Here is a 25,089-nt window from a genome sequence, read left to right on the forward strand (position 1 = left end):
CGCTCGCAATGACGAAAGAGGCTAATCCGGAACGAACAACCCCCGGCTCTCGCGCACCTCGCCATCGAGCCAGTCGATGAAGGCGCGGATGCGCGGTTGCGGGGCGACGTCGCGGTGGAGCGCGAGCCAGAAGGCGCGCGCGATGACCTGGTCGGGCCGCACCCGCACCAGCGCCGGGTCGTTCGCGGCGAGGAAGCAGGGCAAAACCCCGACCCCGGCGCCGCCCGCGATCATCCGCCTTTGCGCGAGAATGCTCGACGAGCGCACCGCGGCGCGCAGGCCGGGTTCGATCTCGCCCAGATAGTCAAGTTCGGGGGCGTAGAGGATGTCGGGCACATAGCCGATCACCGGCACCCCGGCGCGCGACAGCGGGGTCGCGGCGACCGCCGCTTGCCAGTCGGTGCGGTCGGCGGGCGCATAGAGGCCGAGGCTGTAGTCCGACAATTTGCGCGTGATCAGCGGGCCTTTTCGCGGCCGCGCGAGCAGCACCGCCATATCGGCCTCGCGCCGCGACGGGTTCAAAAACCCCGACGAGGCGACGAGGTCGATCTCGAGCTCGGGATGCGCGGCGACGAAACCCGCGAGGCGCGGCGCGATGAAATTGCCCCCGAACCCTTCGGACACGCTGATCCGCAATTGCCCCGACAGCGCCGCGCCGCCGTCGCCGGCCGAGCGGATGCGCGCCGCCGCCGCCGCCATCGCCTCGGCATGCGGGACGAGCGCGCGGCCGGCCGCCGTGAGCAGGAAACCGCCCGGCGCGCGTTCGAACAATGTCTGTTGCAACCCCGCCTCGAGCGCGCTCACCTGCCGGCTGACCGTCGTAGCGTCGACCTGCAGCGCCGCCCCGGCGCGCGCGAGGGTGCCCTGCTGCGCGACAGTCAGGAAATATTGCAGCTTGTCCCAGTCCATGGCCTGCAAATATGCAGCAATGCCCTGCAAGTCTATCCCTTGCAATCGCGGCGCGCTTGGTCTGTGGAAGGCGCAACATTTTTGGGAGATAGACCATGCGACAGATCGACCATCTTATCGTCGGCGGCGCCGGTGGCAGCAGCCGCCGCAGCCCGATCTTCGACCCCAACAACGGCAACGTGCAGGCCGAGGTCGCTTTGGGCGACGCGGCGCTGCTCGACAAGGCGGTCGCCGCGGCAAAGGCCGCGCAGCCCGGCTGGGCCGCGACCAACCCGCAGCGCCGCGCGCGCGTGATGTTCGAATTCAAGCGCCTCGTCGAAGCCAATATGGACGAACTCGCGCACCTGCTGTCGAGCGAGCATGGCAAAGTGATCGCCGATTCGAAGGGCGACATCCAGCGCGGGCTCGAGGTCATCGAATTCTGCTGCGGCATCCCGCATGTGCTCAAGGGCGAATATACGCAGGGCGCCGGCCCCGGCATCGACGTCTATTCGATGCGCCAGCCAATCGGCATCGGCGCGGGCATCACTCCGTTCAACTTCCCCGCGATGATCCCGCTGTGGATGTCCGGCGTCGCGATCGCGACCGGCAACGCCTTCCTGATCAAGCCCAGCGAGCGCGACCCCTCGGTCCCCGTCCGCCTCGCCGAACTCTTCCTCGAGGCCGGGCTGCCCGCGGGCATCTGCCAGGTCGTCCATGGCGACAAGGAAATGGTCGACGCGATCCTCGACCATCCCGATATCGGCGCGGTCAGCTTCGTCGGCTCGTCGGACATCGCCCATTATGTCTACAACCGCGGCGTCGCCAACGGCAAGCGCGTGCAGGCGATGGGCGGCGCGAAGAACCATGGCATCGTCATGCCCGACGCCGATCTCGACCAGGTCGTGAACGACCTCGCGGGCGCCGCCTTCGGCTCGGCGGGCGAGCGCTGCATGGCGCTGCCCGTCGTCGTCCCCGTCGGCGACGACACCGCCGAGCGGCTCAAGGCCAAGCTGATCCCCGCGATCGAGGCGTTGCGCGTCGGCGTGTCGACCGATGCCGAGGCGCATTATGGCCCGGTGGTGACGCAGGCGCACAAGGAAAAGGTCGAGGGCTGGATCCAGACATGCGCCGACGAGGGCGCCGAACTGGTCGTCGATGGTCGCGGCTTTTCGCTGCAGGGGCATGAAAAGGGCTTCTTCATCGGCCCGACCCTGTTCGACCATGTCACCACCGACATGGAATCATACAAGGAAGAGATTTTCGGCCCGGTGCTGCAGATCGTCCGCGCCCCCGATTTCGAAACCGCGCTGTCGCTGCCCTCGAAGCATCAATATGGCAATGGCGTCGCGATCTTCACGCGCAACGGCCATGCCGCGCGCGAATTCGCGGCGCGGGTCAACGTCGGCATGGTCGGCATCAACGTGCCGATCCCGGTGCCCGTCGCTTATCACAGCTTCGGCGGCTGGAAGCGCTCGGCGTTCGGCGACACCAACCAGCACGGCATGGAAGGCGTGAAATTCTGGACCAAGGTCAAGACGATCACCGCGCGCTGGCCCGACGGATCGCCCGACGGCGGCAATGCTTTCGTCATCCCGACGATGGGCTGACACCGCCTTGTTGCGGCGGCTGTTCCTGCCTCTGCTGATTCTGTTGCTGCTGCCGGTTCCGGCGGCGGCGCAGAAGATGATCGCGCTGTCGTTCGACGACGCGCCGCGCGGGCGCGGGGCTTTCTTCACGCCCGAAGAGCGCACGGCGCGCATCATCGCCGAACTGAAAAAAGCGGAGGCGCCGCAGGCGGTCTTTTTCGTCAATCCGGCGGCGATCGGGCGCGGCGACGGGATCAATGGCGAGGCGCAGCTTGCGGCCTATGTCGCCGCCGGGCATGTCATCGCCAACCACAGCAACAGCCACCCGCATCTGAGCGGCATGACGGCGGAGGCCTATCTCGCCGACATCGACGCCGCCGAGGTATGGCTGAAGGGGCGCCCCGGCTATCGCCCGTGGTTCCGCTTTCCGTTCCTCGATGAGGGCGGCAAGGACAAGGTCAAGCGAGACGCGCTGCGTGCGGGACTCGCGGCGCGCGGGTTGAAGAATGGCTATGTCACCGCCGAATCGTCGGACTGGCATCTCGAATCGCTGACGATCGCGGCGGCCAAGGCCGGCAAGCCGATCGACCGCGCGGCACTCGGTGACCTCTATGTCACCTGGCATGTCGAGGCCGCCGACTATGCCGACGGGCTGATGCGGCAGGTCATCGGGCGCCAGCCGGTGCAGATGATGCTCCTCCACGAAACCGACTTGGCCGCACTCTATATCGGCGACCTTGTCCGCGCGCTGCGGGGGGCGGGCTGGACCGTGGTCAGCGCCGACACCGCTTATGCCGATCCGATCGGCGCGCTGATGCCCGACACCCCCTCGGCGCAGGGCACGCTGACCGAGGCGCTGGCCTGGCAGGCCGGGCTGCCCGCACCGCGCTGGTATCGCTACAACGACACCGCGCTCGCGACCGCCGAATTCAACAAGCAAGTGCTTCACGAAGGGGGCGGCGAATGAAACCGCTCCCGGCGCCCGCGCATTTCTCCTCGCGAAGGAGAATGACGATGAAAGCCTATCTGCTCCCCCTTGGTGTGTTGATGCTCGCCGCCTGCGGCGATGCGACCGACAAGGCCGCGCCCGAGGAAAAGGCGAGCGTCGCGCCAGAGGCTTCGGTCGCTCCCGCCGCCCCGACTAAAACACCGGCGGTGGAGGAAGACTATAAGCCCGACCCGGCGATCAAGCCGCCCGCCGCGCCCGAAGCGGGCATCGGCAGCGGCGACAAGGCGATCCCCGCCGCGATCCAGGGGCGCTGGGCGCTCGACGCCAGCGACTGCCCCAAGCGTCCCGGCACCGACCTCACCGCGCTGGTGATCGACGCCGCGAACCTGCGCTTCCACGAATCGCACGGCGAACTCGCGCGGGTGCGCGAGCGCGGCGCGACCCGCATCGTCGCCGACTATAAATTCAGCGGCGAAGGGATGGACTGGGACCGGCTGATGATCCTCGACGCGCAGGACGGCGGGAAAGTGCTGATCCGCCGCGACTATGGCGAGGGTGCCGCCGCCGGGCCGATGCGCTATACGCGCTGTGGCTGATGCCTTGATAGGGAGACGAAAGATGGACATTCGCTGGATCGCCGCCGCCGCGCTGTTGCCGCTCACCGCCTGTGCAAGCGCGGGTTCCGAAGCCGGGCCGGCTCCCGCCACGCCGCCGAGCGAGGCGATGTGCAACGCCGACGCGGTCCAGTCGCTGGTCGGCCAGACCGCGACCGCCGAGGTTGGCGGCCAGCTGCTTAAGGGCAGCGGCGCGACGACGCTGCGCTGGGTGCCGCCGCGCACCGCGGTGACGATGGACTTCCGCCCCGACCGGCTCACCGTCTCCTACGACGATGCGCTCAAGATCGAGCGGATCAGCTGTGGCTGAAGCCGGTCGTCGCAATCACAGCTCGGCTTCGCCGTTCGAACCGGTCTACGGCTACAGCCGTGCGGTTCGGGTGGGGAATCGCATCGACGTCGCCGGCTGCGCGCCGATCGAAGCCGACGGCTCGTCGACCCCCGGCGATGCCGGGGCGCAGGCCGCACGCTGCCTGACGATTATCGCCGAAGCACTCGCGGCGCTCGGCGGGTCGCCCGCCGACGTCGTGCGCACGCGCATGTATATCACCGACCCCGCCGACGCCGACCTTGTCGGCCGCGCGCATGGCGCGATGTTCGGCGATATATGCCCCGCATCGACGATGCTCGTCATCCCCGCGCTGATCCGCCCCGAGTGGAAAGTCGAAATCGAAGCCGAAGCCATCCTTATCGAGAAGAGCGCATGACCGACCAGTTCCAGCTTACCGACGACCAGCTCGCCATCCAGGACATGGCGCGCAAGTTCACCGCCGATCGCATCACGCCCTTCGCCGCCGAATGGGACGAGAAAAGCCATTATCCCGTCGATGTGTGGAAGGCGGCGGGCGAACTGGGTTTCGGCGCGATTTATGTCGCGGAGGAATCGGGCGGCATCGGGCTCGGCCGGATGGAGGCGGCGCTGATCATGGAGGCGATGGCCTATGGCTGCCCCGCGACCAGCGCCTATGTGTCGATCCACAATATGGCAACGTGGATGATCGACCGCTTCGGCGGCGCCGAGATCAAGGCGCGCTTCCTGCCCGACCTCGTCAGCATGGAGAAGATCGCCAGCTATTGCCTGACCGAACCGGGTTCGGGCTCCGACGCCGCGGCGCTCAAGACCACGGCGAAACGCGATGGCGATCATTATGTGCTCAACGGCACCAAGCAGTTCATCTCGGGTGCGGGGTATAACGACATCTATGTCTGCATGGTGCGCACCAGCGAGGAAAAGTCGAAGGGGATCAGCTGCCTCGTCATCGAAAAGGATACGCCGGGTTTGAGCTTCGGTGCGCCCGAGAAGAAGCTCGGCTGGAATGCCTCGCCGACCGCGCAGGTGATCTTCGAGGATTGCCGCGTGCCCGCCGAGAATCTCGTCGGTGCCGAGGGCGACGGCTTCCGCTTCGCGATGGCGGGGCTCGACGGCGGTCGCCTCAACATCGGCGCCTGCTCCTTGGGCGGGGCGCAGCGCTGCCTCGACGAGGCGATCGCCTATACCAAGGACCGACAGCAGTTCGGCCAGCCGATCGCCGATTTCCAGAACACTCAGTTCATGCTCGCCGACATGGCGACCGACCTCGAAGCCTCGCGCGCCTTGCTCTATCTCGCGGCGGCGAAGGTCACCGCGAACGCCCCCGACAAATCGCGCTTCTCGGCGATGGCGAAGCGGCTCGCGACCGATAACGGCAGCAAGATCGTCAACGACGCGCTGCAATTGTTCGGCGGTTATGGCTATCTGCGCGATTATCCGATCGAGCGTTTCTGGCGCGACCTGCGCGTCCATTCGATCCTCGAAGGCACCAACCAGGTCATGCGGATGATCGTCGGACGGGACCTGCTGCGGCAGTAGTTATCCCCTCTCCCGTCGGGAGAGGGTTGCGCAGACTTGCCAGCTTGCTGGCTAGTCGTAGCTGGGTGAGGGGCGGTGCGCCATCGACAGGGCGTAACCCCTCGTCCAACTCCGCCTAACCGCTTTCAGCGGTAAGGCTTCGATATCCTTCTCCCAATGGGAGAAGGTTTGTGAGGGTGAATGACCGAAGATATTCTCATCTCGACCGAAGGCGGCGCGGGCCGGCTGTCGCTCAACCGCCCCAAGGCGATCCACGCGCTCAATCTCGACATGGTGCATGCCATGACCGACGCGCTCGTCGCATGGAAAGACGATGCCGACGTGCAGACGGTGCTGATCGATCACAGCGAGGGCCGCGGCTTTTGCGCCGGGGGCGACATCGCCTTCCTGCGCAATTCGGCGCTGACCGACGACGGCGTCTCGGGGCGCCGTTTCTTCCACGACGAATATCGGCTCAACCATCTGCTCTTCACTTACGCCAAGCCCGTCGTCGCCTTCATGGACGGCATTACGATGGGCGGCGGGGTCGGGATTTCGCTGCCCGCCCGCTATCGCGTCGCGACTGAGAACACACGCCTCGCGATGCCCGAAACCGGCATCGGCCTGTTCCCCGACGTCGGCGGCGGCTGGTATCTCTCGCGGCTCGAAGGCCGCGTGGGTCCCTTCCTCGCGCTCACCGGCGCACGGCTCGACGGCGCCGAATGCCTCGCGCTCGGTCTCGCGACCCATTATCTCCCGGCGGACAAGCTGACCGAGGCCAAGGCGCGCATCGCCGAGCACCCCGACCGCATTGGCGGCATCTTAGGTGAGCTGTCGGTGACCCCGCCCGAGGCGAAGATCGCGGCGCAGATTCCCTTGATCAACCGGCTCTTCGCATCGGACCGGCTCGAAGATATCTTCGCCGCGCTCGAGGCCGACGACGGCGAATGGGCGGCGAAGGAACTCGCGGCGCTGCGCACCAAAAGCCCGCAGACATGCAAGGTCGCGCTGCGCCAGCTGGCAGACAGTCTCGATTTGCCCGATTTCGCCGCCAACATGGCGATGGAATATCGTATCGGCAGCCGCGTCCTGACCCGCCCCGACTTCGCCGAGGGCGTGCGCGCGGTGATCGTCGAGAAAGACAATGCCCCCCAATGGAATCCCGCGACGCCCGAAGGCGTCGGCGACGATCTGATCGCCACGATCTTCGCGCCGCTGCCTGCCGAAGAAGAATGGAAACCCCTCGCTTAACCTCGTCACCCCGGACTTGATCCGGGGTCCCGCTTCTTCAGCGTCGTAAAGCGGGATGCCGGATCAAGTCCGGCATGACGAAAATCCGGAGATTACCGAATGACCTACGAAACCATCCTCGTCGAACAAAAGGGCGCGGTGACGCTCGTCACGCTGAACCGTCCGCAGGCGCTGAACGCGCTGAACTCGGGCGTGCTCGATGACCTGATCGCGGCCTTTGCGGCGTTCGAAGCCGACGACAGCCAGCGCTGCGCGGTGCTCACCGGATCGGGCGACAAGGCGTTCGCTGCGGGCGCCGACATCAAGGAAATGGCCGACAAGCCCGCCGCCGATTTCTACCTCGAAGATTTCTTCTCGAAATGGACGAGCGACTTCGTGAAGAAGGTCCGCAAGCCGTGGATCGCCGCGGTCAACGGTTTCGCGCTCGGCGGCGGCTGCGAACTCGCGATGATGGCCGACTTCATCATCGCGTCGGAGAAAGCGAAATTCGGCCAGCCCGAAATCAAGCTCGGCGTCGCCCCCGGCATGGGCGGCTCGCAGCGGCTGACCCGCGCGGTCGGCAAGGCGAAGGCGATGGAAATGTGCCTGACCGGCCGGATGATGGACGGTGCCGAGGCCGAACGCTCGGGCCTCGTCGCGCGCGTCGTGAGCCATGAAAACCTGCTTGAGGAAGCCCTCAAGACCGCCACCGCGATCGCAAGCATGCCGCCGATGGCCGCGATGGTGAACAAGGACATGGTCAACGCCGCCTATGAGACGACGCTCGACCAGGGGCTGATCTACGAACGCCGCCTGTTCCAGATCCTCGCCGCGACCGAGGACAAGGCCGAAGGCATGGCGGCGTTTATCGAAAAGCGCGAAGGCGTGTGGAAGGGGCGGTAGTCCAAGTCCCCCTCCCGCTTGCGGGAGGGGTTAGGGGAGGGCCTGTTGGCTCTCCGACAGTGCAATATTCGGGACAGNAATATGGGCGGCGGTATGGCCGCGAACTTGGCGAAAGCGGGACATGAGGTCCGCGCTTTCGACCTCAGCGAGGAAGCGCTCGCGCGCGCCGTTGAGGCGGGTTGCACGCGGGCAGCCTCGACCGCCGAAGCCGTCACCGGCGCCGAAGCCGTCGTCACCATGCTTCCTGCGGGCAAGCATGTCGCCTCGGTCTATGAAAGCGAGGTCTTCCCAAACGCCGCACCCGGCACCTTGCTCCTCGACTGTTCGACGATCGACGTCGCGACGGCGCGCGCCAATATCGAAGCCGCGACCGCCAGGGGCCTCGTTGCGGTCGATGCCCCGGTGTCGGGTGGCATTGCCGCCGCCAACGCCGGCACGCTGACCTTCATGGTCGGCGGCACCGACGACGGCTTCGCGCGCGCCGAACCGATCCTTGCCCTCATGGGCAAGGCGGTAATCCATGCCGGCGACGCGGGCGCGGGGCAGGGCGCGAAGATCTGCAACAACATGCTCCTCGGCGCCTCGATGATCGCGACCTGCGAAAGCCTCGCGCTGGCGCAGAAGCTCGGGCTCGATCCGCAGAAATTCTTCGACATCGCCAGCGTGTCGTCGGGGCAGTGCTGGTCGCTGACCAGTTACGCGCCGCTGCCCGGCGTCGGCCCGGTGACCCCCGCCGACAATGGCTATGCGGGCGGTTTCGCGGCGGCGCTGATGCTCAAGGACCTGCGCCTCGCGATGGAGGCGGCGGCGAGCGTCGACGCCGATGTTCCGATGGGATCGAAGGCGCGCGAACTCTATGAGGCGTTTGTCGAGGCCGACAAGGACGGCCGCGACTTTTCGGCGATTATCCAGACCTTGCAGGGCTGACGCGATCCTCCCCCAACGGGGAGGAGCGGCTTAGTAAAAATCCGCGGTCTCGCCGCCATCCTTCCGTTCGCCGCGATGCACCTGCGTCGGTGCCTTACGGTCGCCCGTGCGAACTTCCAGCCGCCCATCGACCCGCCGCACTTCCGCCGGCGCGATGATTCGCGCCCGCGCGATGCCGACCGCGCTCGCTTGCGGCGTCGCGACCGGCGCCGAGGCGGCCGTGCTTCCGGTGAGCAGCAGGATAGCGAGCAGCGACATGGCATTCATGCTCTGCCCTAACGGCAGGTCTTGCCAGCGCTTTAACCCTGAATCGCAAGTCTTCGCTCATGCTTGCGGCGGGTCCCGGGCAAAAGAAAGGCCGCCTGCCCCGCGGTGGGACAGACGGCCTGCCTTTCGTGAGCGAAGGGGCCTTTTAGAAGCCGCTCTTCGCCTCGGCCTTTTCCTTGAGCAGCGGGGCGACCGCGAAGCCATGCTTCTCGAGCGCCGCGACGATCTTGTCGGTGCCTTCCAGCCCCGCCCAGAACATCGGGCCGCCGCGATAGACCGGCCAGCCATAGCCATAGATCCACACGACATCGATGTCCGACGCGCGCTGCGCCTTGCCTTCGGCGAGGATCAGTGCGCCTTCGTTGACCATCGGGTACAGCGTGCGCTCGATGATTTCCTGGTCGCTGATCTCGCGCTTCGCCTTGTTCGACTGCTGGCGGAAATCCTCGATGATCTCGGCGACTTCGGCGCTCGGGGTCGGGTTGCGCTTCTCGTCATAGTCGTAGAAGCCCTTGCCGGTCTTCTGCCCCCAGCGGCCCTTGGCGGCGAGCGCGTCGCGGATGCTTTCGATGCGCGTCGGGTCGCGGTGCCAGCCGATGTCGACGCCGGCGAGATCGCTCATCTGGAACGGGCCCATCGGCATGCCGAAATCGACATGGACCTTGTCGATCTGCTGCGGCGTCGCGCCTTCCATCAGCAGGTTCATCGCCTCGACCTGGCGCGGCTTGAGCATGCGGTTGCCGATGAAGCCGTCGCACACGCCCGCGACCACCGCGACCTTGCCGATCTTCTTGCCGATCGCCATCGCCGTCGCCAGTGCGTCGGGCGCGGTCTTGTCGCCGCGCACGACCTCCAGCAGCTTCATGACATTGGCGGGCGAGAAGAAATGCATGCCGAGCACGTCGCCGGGACGGCTGGTCGCGGTCGCGATCTCGTCGATGTCGAGGTAGCTGGTGTTCGACGCGAGGATCGCGCCGGGCTTGGCGATCGTATCGAGCTTCGCGAAGATTTCCTTCTTCACGTCCATATTCTCATAGACCGCCTCGATGATCAGGTCGCAGTCGGCCAGATCGTCGAGGTTGAGCGTCGGGGTCAATATGCCCATCATTTGCTCGACCTGCTCGGGCTTGAAGCGGCCCTTGGCAGCCGACGCCTCATAATTTTTGCGGATCACGCCGGTGCCACGGTCGAGCGCTTCCTGCTGCATCTCGACGATGGTGACGGGGATTCCCTTCTGGAGGAAGTTCATGCTGATGCCGCCGCCCATCGTGCCCGCGCCGATCACGCCGACCTTCTTGACGTCGCGCAGCGCGGTGTCCTTGGGCAGGCCGTCGATCTTCGCGGCCTGGCGTTCGGCGAAGAAGATGTGGCGCTGCGCCGCCGACTGGCTGCCGAACATCAGCTTGGTGAATTCCTGGCGCTCGAACGCGAGGCCCTCGTCGAACGGCAGCCGCGTCGCGGCCTCCACACAGGCGAGGTTCGCATAGGGCGCGTCGAACCCGCGCCACTTTTTGGCATTGGCGGTCTTGAGCTGTTCGATGATCGCGACGTCGCCGAACACGGCGCGTTCGCGCGTCGGGCGCGGGCCGTCGGCGATCTTGGTACGCGCAAAGGCGATCGCGTCGGCGGCGAGGCTGTCCTCGTCCGCGAGCGCGTCGACGAGGCCGAGTTCCTTCGCCTTGGCGGCAGGCAGCGGATCGCCGGACGACACCATCGTCGCCGCGGCTTCGACGCCGACAACGCGCGGCAGCCGCTGGGTGCCGCCGGCACCGGGCAGCAGGCCGAGCTTGACTTCGGGCACGCCGAGCTTCGCCGAGGGCACCGCGACGCGGTAATGGCAGACGAGCGCGGTTTCGAGCCCGCCGCCGAGCGCGGTGCCGTGGATCGCGGCGATGACCGGCTTGGTCGCCTGTTCGATGCTGTTGAGCACCGCGTTGAAATCGGGGCCGCGCGGGGCCTTGCCGAATTCGCTGATGTCGGCGCCGGCGATGAAGGTGCTGCCGTCGCAGCGCAGCACGATCGCCTCGACGCTGTCGTCGGCGAGCGCGGTCGCGAAGTGATTGGCAAGGCCCTCGCGGACGTGCCAGCTCAGCGCGTTGACCGGCGGATTGTTGACGATGACGACGGCGACATTGCCGTCTTTCTCCAGCGTGACGCTGTTCGGGGTTTCTTCGGACATTTCAGGCTCCTTGAATGGGGATCAGTCGTTGAGCGCGGCGTGGATCAAGGTCTTGACCTCGCGCCGCACGGGATAGGTGGAAGAGGGCATGAGCTGGGTCATGAAGACCATCGCGATTTCTTCGACCGGATCGACGAAGAAGCCGGTCGAGAACATGCCGCCCCAATAATAATCGCCGACCGACCCGGGGGTCAGCGTCTGCGCCGGCTGCTCGGTCACCGCGAAGCCGAGCCCGAAGCCGACCCCGGCATTTTCGGCCTCCGAAAAGATGCCGACGCTATGCTGGACGAGGTCGCCGCCGCCGACGAGATGGTTCGCGGTCATCAGCGCCAGCGTCTTACGGCTGATGATCCGCACGCCGTCGAGCGCCCCGCCGCCGAGCAGCATCAGGCAGAAGCGATGATAGTCGGCGAGCGTCGAGACCAGTCCGCCGCCGCCCGAATGGAAGCTGCGGTCCTTCGCCCAGCGGCTCTTGTCGCCGCTGTCGAACGCTTTCATTTTTGTCTGCGGGTCGAACATATAGCAGTCGGTCAACCGATGCTGCTGGTCGGCGGGGACCTTGAAGCCGGTGTCGACCATGGCGAGCGGGCCGAAGATGCGCTCCTGCAGCACCTGCGCGAACGGCTTGCCCTCGATGCGTTCGACCACCGCGCCGAGCACGTCGGTCGCCATCGAATAGTTCCAGTGCGCGCCGGGGTCGAACTGCAGCGGGATTTTCGCGAGCCCCGCGATGAAGCTGTCCATCGTATAATCGGCGTCGAAATCGTCGATTCGCGCCTTGCGGTACGCGGCGTCTACGGGGGTGCGCTCCTGAAACCCGTAAGTCAGCCCGGCGGTGTGGCGCAGCAGGTCGACCATGCGGATCGGCTGCGACGGTGCGCGGGTCAGGAAGGGCACATTGCCGCCGCCCGCGACAAAGACGCCGGTGTCCTTGAACTCGGGGCAAAATTTGGTGAGCGGATCGGAAAGCGCGACCTTGCCTTCCTCGACCAGCATCATGAAGGCGATGCTGGTGATCGGCTTGGTCATGCTCGCGATGCGGAAGATCGCATCGTCCTTGAGCGCCTCGCCGGGCCGGCCCTCGCCGACGAGCGACTGATGCACGATCTCGCCGCGCCGCGATACTAAGGTCGCGGCATGCGGCAGGCGGCCGGTGTCGACATATTTGGCCTTGAGGAAGGCGGGGATGCGGTCGAGCCGCGCGGCATCGAAACACGGATTTTTGGACCCACTCACGAAATGCGAACTCCTTCGAGGATGGCGGCGGCCTCGGCGAGCAGCGCCGGATCGATCGTCAGATCGGCCGCGGCGGCGGTCTCGCGCAACTGTTCGGGTCGGCTTGCGCCGACAATCGCGCTGGTGATGCCCGGCTGCGCGAGCACCCAGGCGATGGCGAGCTGCGCCATGGTGCAACCCGCCTTGTCGGCGAGCGGATTCAGCCTTTGCACCGCTTCGAGCACCGGGTCGGTCAGGTAGCGACCCATGAAATGGGCATCCTCGCCCGATGCGCGGCTGCCGGCGGGGATTTCGGCGCCGGGGGCATATTTGCCGCTGAGCACCCCCATCGCGAGCGGCGACCAGACGATCTGCCCGATGCCATTCGCGATGCTGATCGGGATCACCTTCGCCTCGGCACGGCGATAGAGCAGGCTGTATTGCGGCTGGCTCGACACGAATTTGACATGGCGAGGCGCGAGCGCCAGCGCCGCCTCGATATTCTCGGGCGACCATTCGGAAAAGCCGATCGCGCGCGCCTTGCCGCTCGTCACCACCGCGCTCAGCGCCGCCATCGTCTCCTCGAGCGGCGTGTCGGGATCGTAGCGATGGCATTGATAGAGATCGACATAGTCGGTTTTCAGCCGCGCCAGGCTGGCATCGATCTGCTTTTCGATCTGCGCCCGGCTCAGTCCCTTGTCGCTGTCCGACATCGGAAAAAAGGCCTTGGTCGCGAGGACATAGGAATCGCGCGCGTGCCCCTTCAGCGCTTCCCCCAGAAACTCCTCGGCAGCACCCCGGCCATAGACATTGGCGGTGTCGATGAAGTTGATGCCGACATCCAACGCCGCCTCGACGCAGGCGCGCCCGGCGCTGTCGTCGACCCCGACCCCGTAAGTGAGCCAGCTGCCGAGGCAGATCGTCGAAACGCGGATGCCGCTGTCGCCGAGCTCGCGATATTTCATGCGTCCAAATTCCTTAGTGCGAGGTCTGGCCCAGAAGCTGGCGCGTCACCGGGTGCGAGCTGGTCAGCCCGCCGTCGACCGCGATCGCCTGTCCGTTGACATAGCTCGCCTGGTCGCTTGCGAGGAAGAGCGCGACATTGGCGAGTTCCTCGGGCTGCGCGGCGCGCTTCAGCGGATTGAGCTGGCCGAGCTTGTGGGTGACCTCCTTGGCCTTGGCATAGTCGAAAGTCGGCTTGGTCATCCCCGTCTCGGTCAGCCCGGGGCAGATCGCGTTGACGCGCACGCCGCTGGTGGTCAGCTGTTGCGCGGCGGTCTTGGCGAGGTTGATCACCCCCGCCTTCGACGCCGAATAGGCGCCGGGGCCGGCGCCCGAATTGATCCCCGCGACGCTCGCGGTCAGCACGATCGCGCCGCCGCGGCCTTGGTCGACCATCGCCTTGCCGGCATGCTTCACCATCAGCGCCGGGCCGATCAGGTTGACGCGCAGCGTCTCGGCCCAGGCGGCCGGATCGAAATCGAAAATACCGCCCATGTCGCCGATGATCCCGGCGTTGGCGAAGGCCACGTCGAGCCCGCCGAAGCTGTCCTTCGCGGTCGCGACCAGCTTTTCGACATCGGCCTCGACGCCCGCGTCGATTTCGAGCGCGACGACCTCGCCGCCCGCGTCCTTCACCAACTGCGCCGTATCATGCACCGCTGCGGTCTTGTCGCCGAGCACCAGCTTCGCGCCCTCGGCGGCGAAGCGCAGCGCGCTCGCGCGTCCGATACCCGAACCGGCGCCGGTGATGATCGCGATCTTGCCGTCCAATGCGCCCATCTTATCCTCCGCTCGAAGTGTTGCCGCCGTCGATGACGATCGTCTGGCCGGTGGTGAAGCCGCCGGCACGGCTGGCGAGGAACACCGCCGCCCCGGCGATTTCCTCGGGCTCGCCGATCCGGCGCAGCGACGATCGCCGCGTCGAAACTTCCAGATTCTCGGGATTTTCCCACAAAGCGCGGGCGAAATCGGTCTTGATCAGCCCGGGCGCGATGCAATTGACGCGCACGCCCTGCGGCCCGAATTCGTCGGCCAAATTGCGCGCCATCTGCATGTCGGCGGCTTTCGAAATCGCATAGGCGCCGAGGATCGACGAGCCTTTGAGGCCGCCGATCGAGCTGATGATCGTGATCGACCCCTTGCCCGCCGCCAGCATCGCGGGCGCACACATATGCGCCAGCCAATGGTTCGACAGGATGTTGTTTTCCATGATCTTGCGGAACTGGTCGTCGCTGATTCCCGCCGACGGCCCGTAATAGGGGTTCGACGCGGCGTTGCAGACGAGCGCGGTGACCGGGCCGAAGGCCGCGACGGTCTCGTCGGCCAGATTCTGCAGCCCGTCCTTCGACGAGATATTGGCGGCGATCGCGATCGCGGTGCCTTCGCCATATTGCGCGTTGAGTTCGGCCGCGACCGCGTCGCACGCGTCCTGCTTGCGGCTCGAAATCACGACCTTGGCGCCGTGGAAGGCCATCGCCTCGGCGATGGCCTTGCCGATGCCGCGCGACGATCCGGTGATCAGCGCGACCTCGCCGGTCATGTCGAACAGGTTCATGCGCCCGCCTTCTTTGCGAAATCCCACGCCCTTTCGGCGAGCGGGCGGACACGCTCGGACATGTCCCTGGCATGCTGCGACGAGGCGGTGCCGTCGATCACGCGCTTCTTGATGCCCTGGATGATGCCCGCGAGGCGGAAGAAATTATAGGCGAAATACCAGTTCATGTCGGGCACCCCGTCGCGGCCCGTCGCGGCGCAATAACGGGTGACCATTTCGCCCAGTTCGGGAATGCCCAGGCCCACGCGGTCGAGATCCTCGACCCCCGACCGCCCGCCATTTTCGGTGACCCACGCCATCGCGACATAGGTGAAATCGGCGAGCGGGTCGCCGAGCGTCGAGAGCTCCCAGTCGAGCACCGCGAGCACTTCGGGGCGGTCCTTGGCAAAGATCATATTGTCGATGCGGTAATCGCCATGAACGACGCTGGTGCGCGTCTGTTCGGGCAGCGTCGCGGGCAGCCACGCAATCAGCCGCTCCATCTCGTCCATCGTCTCGGTTTCGGAGAGGCGGTACTGCTTGGTCCAGCGGTCGACCTGGCGGCCGAAATAATTGCCCGGCTTGCCATAGTCCGACAGCCCCGCCGCCTCGACATCGACATTGTGCAGCGCGGCGAGCGTATCGATCATCGCCTCGTAAGTGGCGCGGCGATTCTCCGGCGTCGACCCCGGCATCGCGCCGTCCCAGATCGTCTGGCCGTCGACCATGCCCATGACATAGAACCAGCTGCCGACGACGCTGTCATCGGTGCACAGGCCATATTGGCGCGCGACGGGGAAACCGGCCTTATGGAGCCCCGCTTGCACCTTATATTCGCGGTCGACCGCGTGCGCCGAGGGCAGCAGCTGGCCATAGGGCTTGCGGCGGAGGACATAATTGCCCGACGGCGCCGAAATCTTGTAGGTCGGGTTCGACTGGCCGCCGGCAAATTTGCCCTGCGTCAGCGGGCCCTCGAAGCCCTCGACATTCGCCTCCATCCATGCGGTCAGCTTCGCCTCGTCGAGGATATCGGCGCCCTCGGGCGCGACGGTGCCGCTGAAGGCCTTTTGTGCGTCCAATGTCATTGGTCGAATACGATCACCGAACGGGCGGCGTCGCCTTTCTTCATCTTGTCGAACCCTTCGTTGATCTGCGCGAGCGGGATCGTCTCCGCGACGATGCTGTCGAGGTCGAGCAGTCCGCGCAGGTAGAAATCGACGAGGCGCGGAATATCGACGGGGAAGCGGTTGCCGCCCATGATCGCGCCCTGCAATTTCTTGCCGCTGAGCAGGTCCATCGCCGACAGGCCGACCTTTTCGGACAGCGGCATCATGCCGAGGATCGTCGCGGTGCCGCCGCGGCGTAGCGACGCGACCGCGAGGCTGGCCGAGGCCGGGCGCCCGACCGCTTCGATTGCATGGTCGACGCCGCCCTTGGTCAGCTCCAGAATTTGCTTCGCGGCATCGTCGGCGAGTGCGTCGACGACGTCGGTGGCGCCGAGCTTGATCGCCAGCGCGCGCTTTTCGGGCACCGGATCAGCGGCGATGATCCGCCCCGCGCCGGCGATCTTCGCGGCGTTGATCGTGGCGAGCCCGACGCCGCCGCAGCCGACGACCGCGACGGTCTCGCCCGGGGTCACCTTGCACGCGTTGAAGATCGTTCCCGCGCCGGTGGTCACCGCACAGCCGATCACCGCGGCGCGGTCGAGCGGCATGTCGGGGTCGATGCGCACACAGGCATGTTCGTGGACCAGCATCGTTTCGGCAAAGGCGCTGAGGTTGAGCATCTGGTTGACGATGCTGCCGTCGGGGCGCGTGATGCGCGGCGGCTGACCGGGGGCGCGGCGGGTGTCGCCGCCCATGCACAAGGACATGCGGCCCGAAACGCAGAATTCGCAATGGCCGCAAAAGGCCGACAGGCAAGTCACGACCGCGTCGCCGACCTTGACCGTGCGCACTTCGCTGCCGACCGCCTCGACGATGCCGGCGGCCTCATGGCCGGGGATCGCGGGCAGCGGGTGCGGATAGGCGCCGTCGATGAAGTGCAGGTCCGAATGGCAGAGGCCGCACGCGGCGGTGCGGATGCGGACCTCGTGCGGGCCGCAATCGGCGATCTGGACGGTCTCGATCTGCAGCGGCTTGCCGGGTTCGATCAGGATGGCGGCTTTGGTCATCTAAAGCTCCATATCATCCCCCTCCCGCTTGCGGGAGGGGATAGGGGAGGGCGTGTCGGTCGCGATGCGGGGGAGGAACAGGCCCTCCCCCAATCCTTCGCGCAAGCGGGAGGAAAGTTTAGCGCGACACGCCGATGTCGCCCGACGAGAAACCCGGCTCGCTCGCTTCGCTATGCTTGGCGAATTCGATCCGCGCCACCGCACGCTCATGCACCTCGTCGGGACCGTCGGCGAGCCGCAGCGTGCGCTGATGCGCATAGGCCTTGGCGAGCCCGAAATCTTCCGACACGCCCGCGCCGCCATGCGCCTGGATCGCGTCGTCGATGATCTTCAGCGCCATGTTCGGCGCCTGGACCTTGATCATCGCGATCTCGGCCGCGGCCGACTTGTTGCCGACCTTGTCCATCATGTCGGCGGCCTTGAGGCACAGCAGGCGGGTCATTTCGATGTCGATGCGCGCGCGCGCCAGGCGATGTTCCCAGATGCTGTATTCGGCGACCTTCTTGCCGAACGCGACGCGCGACTGGAGGCGCTTGGCCATCTTCGAAATCGCCTCCTCGGCGACGCCGATCGTGCGCATGCAATGGTGGATGCGGCCCGGCCCGAGGCGGCCTTGCGCGATCTCGAAGCCACGGCCCTCGCCGAGCAGCATCGCCTCTTCGGCGTTGACGCGGACGTCCTTCAGCTCGATTTCCATATGGCCGTGCGGCGCGTCGTCGTAACCGAACACCGGTAAGTGACGCAAAATGTTCACCCCCGGGGCGTCGAGCGGCATCAGCACCATCGACTGCTGCGCGTGGCGCTTGGCGGCGAAATCGGTCTTGCCCATCACGATCGCGATGTTGCAACGCGGGTCGCCGGCGCCCGACGACCACCATTTGGTGCCGTTGATGACATAATCGTCGCCGTCGCGCTCGATGCGCGTCTCGATGTTGGTCGCGTCGGAGGACGCCACCTTCGGCTCGGTCATCAGGAAGGCCGAACGGATCTGGCCGTTCATCAGCGGTTTGAGATATTTTTCCTTCTGCGCCGCGGTGCCATAGCGGTGGAACACCTCCATGTTGCCGGTGTCGGGCGCCGAGCAGTTGAACACTTCGCTGGCGAAACCGACGCGGCCCATTTCCTCGGCGCACAGCGCATATTCGAGGTTGGTGAGGCCGGGGCCCTCGAACTCGATCGTCTCGTCGACATGGTGGTGCGCGGCGCTGCGCGGCGGCATGAACAGGTTCCAGATCCCGGCCTCTTTCGCCTCGGCCTTCAGATCCTCGACGACCTGGATCACTTTCCAGCGGTCGCCTTCCTTGTCCTGCTTGTCATAGGTGGGGACGGCGGGACGCACCTTGCGCTCGATGAAATCGCGTACGCGGTCGCGCCAATAGACCTGCCGGTCGGTGAGATCGAAATCCATGCTCGCATCCTTCCCTTTACGTTTACGTAAGCCCATGGACCGATTCGGCCCCGCTTGCCAAGCCCTGCGGCCTCAAAATTACACCCTTTCGCCGCGCCGCGAACTTTTCCGTTACGGATGTGGTCTTGCCGCTTCCGCCGCTTCTGCCATCGCCGCGACACGGGCTTCATGATCGGCACGCGAAATCGGGAATCGCGAGATGAACCAGATGCTGGCGATGGCGAAGAGGACAAGAACGGCCAGGAAATAGACCGCCAGATTGTCGAGGATCGACTGGTCGACCTGACCCGGCGTCGCCTTGGCCGGAAAATTCGCCGCCCCGATGATCTGCCCGGTCAGGAACAGGCCGATGCCGGTCGCGCATTTCTGGACGAAGAAATAGGCCGAGAAGAAAATGCCTTCGGACCGCTCACCTGTTTTTTCCTGCGACGCCTCGACGATGTCCGATGCCATCGACTGGGCGAGCATCATCGACGCGACCGAAAAGGCGTTCGAGATGGTGATCAGCGCGAACAGCGTCGGGATCAGCGCCGATGCGCCATTGTCGGGGAACAGGCCGATGAAGCGCAGCAGATAGGGGGAAACCCCGAAACACAGCGCGAGCACGCCCGCCGCCACCGCGCCGGTTCGCTTCTCCATCCGTTTCTGGAGCAGCCCGACGACGAGGAAGGCGCCGACCACGCCGACGAAGAGTGTCGCCGAATAGGCGATGAAGCCCGCCTGCGGCATCAGCCAATAATAAGTGAGGAGATAGGCGGTGATCGAAAAGGTCAGGCCCTGGTTGACGAAGGCGAAGACCGAGCTGCCAAGCAACACAAGGAAAGCCTTGTTCGACAGGATGGTCTTGATCTTGCGCAGCGTCTGTCCCAGCGGCAGGTGCGTCGGCGGCGCCGCGTCGGGGTGGGCGAGGCGGCGGTGGGTGGTCAAGGCCGACACGCTGGTCGCAAGGATCATCAACACTGCACCGGTCCAGCCATAGAGCTGATAGCCATCGAGATTGAGCTGGCCGACGGGGTATTTTTCGCTCGGGACAAGGAAGAAACCGAAGGCCAGCGTCAGCATGACGAGCCCGCCCGCCCAGCCGAAGACGAAGCGCCAGCGCGTCAGCGAGGTCCTTTCGTCATAATCGCTGGTCAGCGCCGGGACGACCGACAGCGCGGGGATTTCATAACAGGACACCGCGGCGCGCATCAGGAAGGCGAAAAGCAGCAGATAGCCATAGAGCCACTGCTGATCGAGCGACGGCGGGTGCCACAGCATGATCCAGGCAAAGGCCATCGGCAGGATCGCTGCATACATCCACGGGTGCCTCTTGCCCCAGCGGCTGTGCGTCTTGTCGCTCCAGTAGCCGACCATCGGATCGATGATCGCGTCCATGAACAGCGCGAGCAGCAGGATCAGCCCGACGATCCGCGCATCGAGTCCGAGGACCTGATTGTAGAGCAGCATGAGGAGCGTGGCGAAGCCATTGTCCTTCACGCCATAGGCAATCGACCCGAAGCCGTTGCCGAGCTTGATGGGCAGGGGCAGCTTTCCGGAGGGCGGCAGCGCGCTCGCCGTTGCGCTCACGCGGGTGCTCCCGCCTTCGCCGCCTCCTCCATCGCTGTCAGGGCGTCGAACATCCCGGGCGCTTCGGGGTCCCAGGCGTGGCGCTGGCCGATGGTCAGCCCGCCGTCGACGAGCATATGGGTGCCGGTCATGAAGCTCGATTCCTCGCTCGCCAGATAGGCGACCGCGTTTGCGATATCCTCGGGCTGGCCGCCGCGCGCGACGGGCTGCGCCTGCGCACTCATCCCCGCGATGATCGCGTTCGCCTCGCTCTTCATCGCGTCGGGCACGTCGAGCGAGGCGGTGAAGATATTGGTGTTGATGAAGCCCGGACAGATCGCGTTGACGCGGATGCCATAGCGCGCGAGGTCGGTCGCCGCGACCTTGGTCAGGTGGAGCACGCCCGCCTTCGCCACGGCATAGGCGGTCGGCGAATAGCCCGCGCCGAGCGCTGCGACGCTGGCGGTGTTGACGATCGCCGCGCCCTTGCGGCCCTTCATATGCGGGCTGGCGTAGCGAATCCCCATCGCCACCGATTTCAGCACCAGGTCCATCGTGCGGTCCCAGCCCTCGGGGGTGATTTCGTCGATCGGCGCGCGATCGCCGCCCGCCGCGGCATTGTTGAAAACGATGTCGATGCCGCCCGCCTTCGCGGCGGCGGCATCCATCAGCGCTTCGATGTCCGAGGGTTGCGTGACGTCGCAGCGGACGAAATCGATCTTGCCGTTCGACTGTTCGGCCAGCGCTTGTCCGCCCTTTTCGTCGATGTCGGCGGCGAAGACATGCGCGCCCTCGCCGGCGAGTTTCAGCACCGCAGCCTTGCCGATGCCCGATGCTGCGCCGGTGACGACGGCGACCTTGCCTGCGAATCGCATATCCTGCTCCCGTTTTATTTTGCGACCTAAGCTTAGGCGCGTGGAAAGGCGCGTCAACGCCCGGCAATCGGACGCTACGGTGCCGTAACGGCAGGTCGCGGATCCCAAGTTGACGCTTGCGTAAACTAGCGAAGCGGACGTAGATTTGGCGTCAGAAGAGGAGCCCGAAGGATGAGCGAACTGGACGCTTTCCGCACCGAGGTGCGGGAATGGCTGGAGGCGAACTGCCCCGCCGAAATGCGCGAACCGATCCGTGACGAGGATGACGTCTGCTGGGGCGGGCGCAACTTCAAGTTCAAGAACGCGGCGCAGAAGCAATGGCTCGATGCCTGTGTTTCCAAAGGCTACACCGTCCCCGACTGGCCCAAACCCTATGGCGGCGCCGGGCTGACGCCCGAGCAGACCAAGGTCTTCAAACAGGAAATGAAGCGCATCCATGCGCGCTCGCCGCTCGACAGCTTCGGCATCTGGATGCTCGGCCCCGCGCTGCTGCAATTCGGCACCGAAGAGCAGAAGGTCGAGTATCTGAACCCGATCGCGCGCGGCGAAATCCGCTGGTGCCAGGGCTATTCCGAACCCGGCTCGGGCAGCGACCTCGTCAGTCTGCAGACCTTCGGCGAAGACAAGGGCGATCATTGGGTCGTCAATGGGTCGAAGATCTGGACGAGCTATGCCGACAAGGCCGACTGGATTTTCTGCCTCGTCCGCACCGACAAGGCGAATAAATATCAGGGCATCACCTTCATGCTCTTCGACATGGCGAGCAAGGGCGTCACAACCAAGCCGATCCTGCTGATTTCGGGCAATTCGCCCTTCTGCGAAACCTTCTTCGACGATGTCGAAGTGCCGAAGACGCAGTTTATCGGCGAGATCAACCGCGGCTGGGACGTCGCCAAATATCTGCTCGGCCACGAACGCGAGATGATCTCGGGCGGCGGCGCCGGCGGCGACATGGTTAGCATCGGCGGCGCATTCGCGAAATCCTTTGGCAAGAATGCGGCCGGCGAACTCGACGACCCGATCCTGCGCGCCGAAATGGCGGCGTTCGACGTCGATGTCTTTGCCTATCGTGCGATGGGCGAGCGTTTCATGGACATGTGGAAGACCGGCCGCGCGCATCCCGCCTCGTCGAACATGATGAAATATGTCGGCACCGAACTCAACAAGCGCCGCCACGAGCTCGTCATGTCGGGCGGCGGCAGCGAAGCGCTCGAATGGGACAGCGAAGAGACCAAGGGCGGCGCGCGCCCGCGCGGCTGGCTGCGCACCAAGGCCAATTCGATCGAAGGCGGGACGAGCGAAGTCATGCTCAACGTCATCGCCAAGCGTATCCTGGATTTGCCGGGGGCGTAATCCTTCTCCCCTCCCGCTTGCGGGAGGGGTCNCCTCCCGCAAGCGGGAAGGGAACTGGAGAAAACCAATGCCACTCTACCACAATGACGACCAGGCGATGCTCAAGGACAGCGTCGCGCCCTTCGTGGCCGAACAGGCGCCGGTTTCGCACCTGCGCAAACTGCGCGACAGCGCTGACGCCACCGGCTTTTCGCGCGACCTCTGGGCGCAGTTCACCGACATGGGCCTGCCCGGCATGCTGGTGCCTGAGGCGCACGGGGGTCTCGGCATGGGGCATATGGAGGCGGGCATCGTGCTCGAGGAAATCGGCCGCAACCTGACCCCGTCGCCCTTCCTGTCGACCGGCGTCGGCGCGGTCGCCGCGCTGGCGAAGGCCGGCGGCACACAGGCCGGCCGCTGGCTGCCCGCGATCGCGGGTGGTCAGGCGATCATCGCGCTCGCGATCGACGAGGGCGCCAAGCACCGCCCCGACCGCATCGCGACCACCGCGACGCGCGCCGGCAACGGCTTCCGCCTCGACGGCAAGAAAAGCTTCGTTCTCCACGGCCATGTCGCCGACATGAGCATCGTCGCGGCGAAGACCGACGGCGGGATCACGCTGTTCGCGGTGCCCAAGGACGCCAAAGGCCTCACCGCCGAGCCGCGCCGCCTCGTCGACTCGAGCCTCGCGAGCCACGTCACCCTCGACGGCGTCGAAGTCGATGCCGATGCGGTGATCGGCGAAGTTGATGCCGGGCAGGACATCCTCGACGCGCTGCTTGCCGCCACCCGCACCGGCGCCGCCGCCGAAATGGTCGGCGTCGGTCAGGGCGCGATGGATATGACCGTCACCTACCTCAAGGAACGCAAGCAGTTCGGCAAGCTGATCGGCGAGTTCCAGGGACTCCAGCACCGCGCCGCGCACCTCTATGGCGAGATGGAAGTCGCGCGCGCCACGGTGATGAAGGCGCAGGAACTGCTCGATCAGGGCAGCGAGGGCGCCAGGCTGATGGTCTCGGTCGCCAAGGCCAAGGCCGGCCGCGCCGCCAACCTCGCGGTGCGCGAAGGTGTGCAGATGCACGGCGGCATCGGCATGACCGACGAATATGACATCGGCCTCTACATGAAACGCGACCGCGCTTTGGCGGAGTATATGGGCGATGTGCATTACCACATCGACCAGGTCGCGCGGATGAACGGGTATTAATCTCACCCCTCCCGCAAGCGGGAGGGGCAGCGAGACTTGCGAACTCGTTCGCTAGTCGCAGCGGGGAGGGCATCGAGCCCACAGGCCCCACCCCAACCCTCTCCTGAAGGGGAGGGAGCAAAAGGATGAGACAATGAATCTCAATGACATGTTCGGCCTCGACGGCCGCATCGCGCTCGTCACCGGCGGCTCGCGCGGCATCGGCAAGATGATCGTCGAGGGCTATCTCGCCGCTGGTGCCGCGCGCGTCTATATCTCGGCGCGCAAGAGTGCGCAGATCGAGGAAGCCGTCGCCGATTTCGAAACGCGTTACCCGGGCAAGGTCATCGGGCTTCCCGTGGACCTCTCGACCGTCGAGGGCTGCCGCGCGCTGGCCAAGGAACTCGAAGCGCGCGAGGAACGCCTCGACATCCTCGTCAACAATGCCGGCGCGGCCTGGGGCGAACCCTTCGAGGGTTTCCCCGAGGCGGGCTGGGACAAGGTGATGGACATCAACGTCAAATCGCCCTTCTTCCTGACGCAGGCGCTGCACGGGCTGCTCAAGGCCGGCGGCACCGCGGCGCGGCCCTCGAAGGTCATCAACATCGGCTCGATCGATGGCCAGCGGCTCAACCCCTGGGAAACCTACAGCTATCACGCGTCGAAGGCGGCGATCCTCTACCTCACCAAGCGCCTCGCGGCGCGGCTGGTTTCGGATCATATCCTCGTCACCGCGATCGCCCCCGGCGCCTTCCAGTCGGACATGAACAAGGCGGCGCGCGACCATGGCGACGCGGTGGCGCAGAGCATCCCGGTCAAGCGCATCGGCGTGCCCGAGGATATGGCCGGCGCCGCGATCTTCCTCGCCTCGAAAGCGGGCGACTATGTCGTCGGCGACACGATCACCGTCGATGGCGGGCTGGTCCACGGCGATGTGCGGACGAGCATCGACGCCTGACCTTCTTCTCGTCATGCCGGGCTTGACCCGGCACCCGCCTTTCTTGCTGCAAGAACAGGCGGGGCCCGGCTCAAGTCCGGGGTGACGAAGACAGAAAATTGACTCCCGCACCTCCAAGGTGTATTATCCAGCTAATGCACCAAGGAGATGTGCCATGCGTTTCGCGTTCCTCATTCCCCCGATGATGCTCCTCGCCGCCTGCGGGCAGGACGAAAAGCCCAAGAACTCCCCCGAACTGACGATCAACGCCGACGGCGACGGCGGCGCGGTCCACATCACTTCGGGCAAGGACGGCGGCAAGCTCAAGATCGACGGCACCGGGGTCAATATCGACCTCGACATCCCCGATATCGCCGACCTCGACATCAACAGCGATTTCGACATTGACGGGGTGAAGCTGTTCCCGGGCAGCCAGATCACCACGATGGACATCAACGCCAATGACAAGAATGGTGCCAATGACGCGGTGGTGAAGTTCGGCTTC

At 65.7% G+C, this 25,089-nt stretch carries 23 protein-coding genes and 2 pseudogenes; 13 read left to right on the forward strand and 12 right to left on the reverse strand.

Annotation, left to right across the window (positions count from 1 at the left end):
• Positions 1-21: 21 nt before the first annotated feature.
• Positions 22-909: a LysR family transcriptional regulator gene (locus ASD67_RS01460; RefSeq protein ID WP_056342901.1), complete on the reverse strand. Its 888-nt coding sequence runs from the start codon at positions 907-909 to the stop codon at positions 22-24.
• Positions 910-1,004: 95 nt separating this feature from the next.
• Here ASD67_RS01460 and ASD67_RS01465 point away from each other — a divergent pair, with 95 nt between their 5' ends.
• From ASD67_RS01465 to mmsB, 9 genes and pseudogenes are all read left to right on the forward strand, one after another.
• Positions 1,005-2,498: a CoA-acylating methylmalonate-semialdehyde dehydrogenase gene (locus ASD67_RS01465; RefSeq protein ID WP_056342182.1), complete on the forward strand. Its 1,494-nt coding sequence runs from the start codon at positions 1,005-1,007 to the stop codon at positions 2,496-2,498.
• A gap of 10 nt (positions 2,499-2,508) precedes the next feature.
• Positions 2,509-3,444, forward strand: coding sequence for a polysaccharide deacetylase family protein (locus ASD67_RS01470; protein ID WP_235535526.1), 936 nt, complete (start codon positions 2,509-2,511; stop codon positions 3,442-3,444).
• A 47-nt stretch (positions 3,445-3,491) separates the two neighbouring features.
• The gene (locus ASD67_RS01475) at positions 3,492-4,022 is read left to right on the forward strand and encodes a hypothetical protein (protein ID WP_056342904.1); all 531 of its coding nucleotides are present in this window, start codon (positions 3,492-3,494) and stop codon (positions 4,020-4,022) included.
• Positions 4,023-4,044: 22 nt separating this feature from the next.
• Positions 4,045-4,350 carry an I78 family peptidase inhibitor gene (locus tag ASD67_RS01480; RefSeq protein ID WP_056342186.1) on the forward strand — a complete coding sequence of 102 codons (306 nt, stop codon included), beginning with the start codon at positions 4,045-4,047 and terminating at the stop codon, positions 4,348-4,350.
• Positions 4,343-4,747 (forward strand): RidA family protein, encoded by a 405-nt coding sequence (locus ASD67_RS01485; protein WP_235535527.1) that lies wholly within the window; start codon positions 4,343-4,345, stop codon positions 4,745-4,747. Before ASD67_RS01480 ends, ASD67_RS01485 begins: the two co-directional genes overlap by 8 nt.
• Positions 4,744-5,889 carry an acyl-CoA dehydrogenase family protein gene (locus tag ASD67_RS01490; protein WP_056342193.1) on the forward strand — a complete coding sequence of 382 codons (1,146 nt, stop codon included), beginning with the start codon at positions 4,744-4,746 and terminating at the stop codon, positions 5,887-5,889. Before ASD67_RS01485 ends, ASD67_RS01490 begins: the two co-directional genes overlap by 4 nt.
• A 180-nt stretch (positions 5,890-6,069) precedes the next feature.
• Entirely contained in the window at positions 6,070-7,119 is a 1,050-nt protein-coding gene (locus ASD67_RS01495; RefSeq protein ID WP_056342196.1) for an enoyl-CoA hydratase/isomerase family protein, read from the forward strand.
• A gap of 99 nt (positions 7,120-7,218) precedes the next feature.
• A complete protein-coding gene (locus tag ASD67_RS01500; RefSeq protein ID WP_056342200.1) occupies positions 7,219-8,001 on the forward strand; it encodes an enoyl-CoA hydratase-related protein in 783 nt (260 codons plus the stop codon).
• A gap of 78 nt (positions 8,002-8,079) precedes the next feature.
• Positions 8,080-8,928, forward strand: a pseudogene (gene mmsB / locus ASD67_RS01505) (3-hydroxyisobutyrate dehydrogenase); the annotation flags it as partial.
• 30 nt (positions 8,929-8,958) lie between these two features.
• Here the strand turns inward: mmsB and ASD67_RS01510 are convergent.
• The 11 genes from ASD67_RS01510 to ASD67_RS01560 all read right to left on the reverse strand — a co-directional run bounded on the left by ASD67_RS01510 (position 8,959) and on the right by ASD67_RS01560 (position 21,129).
• Positions 8,959-9,186: a hypothetical protein gene (locus tag ASD67_RS01510; protein ID WP_235535528.1), complete on the reverse strand. Its 228-nt coding sequence runs from the start codon at positions 9,184-9,186 to the stop codon at positions 8,959-8,961.
• Between the two features lie 154 nt (positions 9,187-9,340).
• Entirely contained in the window at positions 9,341-11,374 is a 2,034-nt protein-coding gene (locus ASD67_RS01515; protein ID WP_056342208.1) for a 3-hydroxyacyl-CoA dehydrogenase NAD-binding domain-containing protein, read from the reverse strand.
• 21 nt (positions 11,375-11,395) lie between these two features.
• Positions 11,396-12,610: a serine hydrolase domain-containing protein gene (locus ASD67_RS01520; RefSeq protein WP_056342211.1), complete on the reverse strand. Its 1,215-nt coding sequence runs from the start codon at positions 12,608-12,610 to the stop codon at positions 11,396-11,398.
• On the reverse strand, positions 12,607-13,554 hold the full coding sequence (locus ASD67_RS01525; RefSeq protein WP_056342214.1) for an aldo/keto reductase family protein: 948 nt from the start codon (positions 13,552-13,554) through the stop codon (positions 12,607-12,609). Before ASD67_RS01525 ends, ASD67_RS01520 begins: the two co-directional genes overlap by 4 nt.
• A 13-nt stretch (positions 13,555-13,567) precedes the next feature.
• Positions 13,568-14,371, reverse strand: a complete 804-nt coding sequence (locus ASD67_RS01530) for an SDR family NAD(P)-dependent oxidoreductase (protein ID WP_056342217.1) — start codon at positions 14,369-14,371, stop codon at positions 13,568-13,570.
• Between the two features lies 1 nt (position 14,372).
• Positions 14,373-15,146 carry an SDR family NAD(P)-dependent oxidoreductase gene (locus ASD67_RS01535; protein ID WP_056342220.1) on the reverse strand — a complete coding sequence of 258 codons (774 nt, stop codon included), beginning with the start codon at positions 15,144-15,146 and terminating at the stop codon, positions 14,373-14,375.
• A complete protein-coding gene (locus ASD67_RS01540; protein ID WP_056342223.1) occupies positions 15,143-16,210 on the reverse strand; it encodes a phosphotransferase family protein in 1,068 nt (355 codons plus the stop codon). The genes ASD67_RS01535 and ASD67_RS01540 overlap by 4 nt, the downstream gene beginning before the upstream one ends.
• Entirely contained in the window at positions 16,207-17,298 is a 1,092-nt protein-coding gene (locus ASD67_RS01545; RefSeq protein ID WP_056342226.1) for a Zn-dependent alcohol dehydrogenase, read from the reverse strand. Before ASD67_RS01545 ends, ASD67_RS01540 begins: the two co-directional genes overlap by 4 nt.
• Before the next feature lie 118 nt (positions 17,299-17,416).
• Positions 17,417-18,706, reverse strand: coding sequence for an acyl-CoA dehydrogenase family protein (locus tag ASD67_RS01550; protein ID WP_056342229.1), 1,290 nt, complete (start codon positions 18,704-18,706; stop codon positions 17,417-17,419).
• A 111-nt stretch (positions 18,707-18,817) separates the two neighbouring features.
• Positions 18,818-20,275 (reverse strand): MFS transporter, encoded by a 1,458-nt coding sequence (locus tag ASD67_RS01555; protein WP_056342232.1) that lies wholly within the window; start codon positions 20,273-20,275, stop codon positions 18,818-18,820.
• Complete coding sequence (locus ASD67_RS01560; RefSeq protein WP_056342234.1) at positions 20,272-21,129, reverse strand: SDR family NAD(P)-dependent oxidoreductase; 858 nt, start codon at positions 21,127-21,129, stop codon at positions 20,272-20,274. Before ASD67_RS01560 ends, ASD67_RS01555 begins: the two co-directional genes overlap by 4 nt.
• Positions 21,130-21,300: 171 nt before the next feature.
• Between ASD67_RS01560 and ASD67_RS01565 the strand changes: the two genes are divergently transcribed.
• The 4 genes and pseudogenes from ASD67_RS01565 to ASD67_RS01580 form a co-directional block, all read left to right on the forward strand.
• Positions 21,301-22,482, forward strand: coding sequence for an acyl-CoA dehydrogenase family protein (locus ASD67_RS01565; RefSeq protein ID WP_056342237.1), 1,182 nt, complete (start codon positions 21,301-21,303; stop codon positions 22,480-22,482).
• Between the two features lie 67 nt (positions 22,483-22,549).
• Positions 22,550-23,668 (forward strand): acyl-CoA dehydrogenase family protein, encoded by a 1,119-nt coding sequence (locus ASD67_RS01570; RefSeq protein ID WP_056342240.1) that lies wholly within the window; start codon positions 22,550-22,552, stop codon positions 23,666-23,668.
• Positions 23,669-23,801: 133 nt separating this feature from the next.
• Entirely contained in the window at positions 23,802-24,605 is an 804-nt protein-coding gene (locus ASD67_RS01575) for an SDR family oxidoreductase (RefSeq protein WP_056342243.1), read from the forward strand.
• 154 nt (positions 24,606-24,759) lie between these two features.
• Positions 24,760-25,089: pseudogene (locus tag ASD67_RS01580) on the forward strand (hypothetical protein); the annotation flags it as partial.

Source organism: Sphingopyxis sp. Root1497 (genome assembly GCF_001427085.1).
Classification (GTDB): domain Bacteria; phylum Pseudomonadota; class Alphaproteobacteria; order Sphingomonadales; family Sphingomonadaceae; genus Sphingopyxis.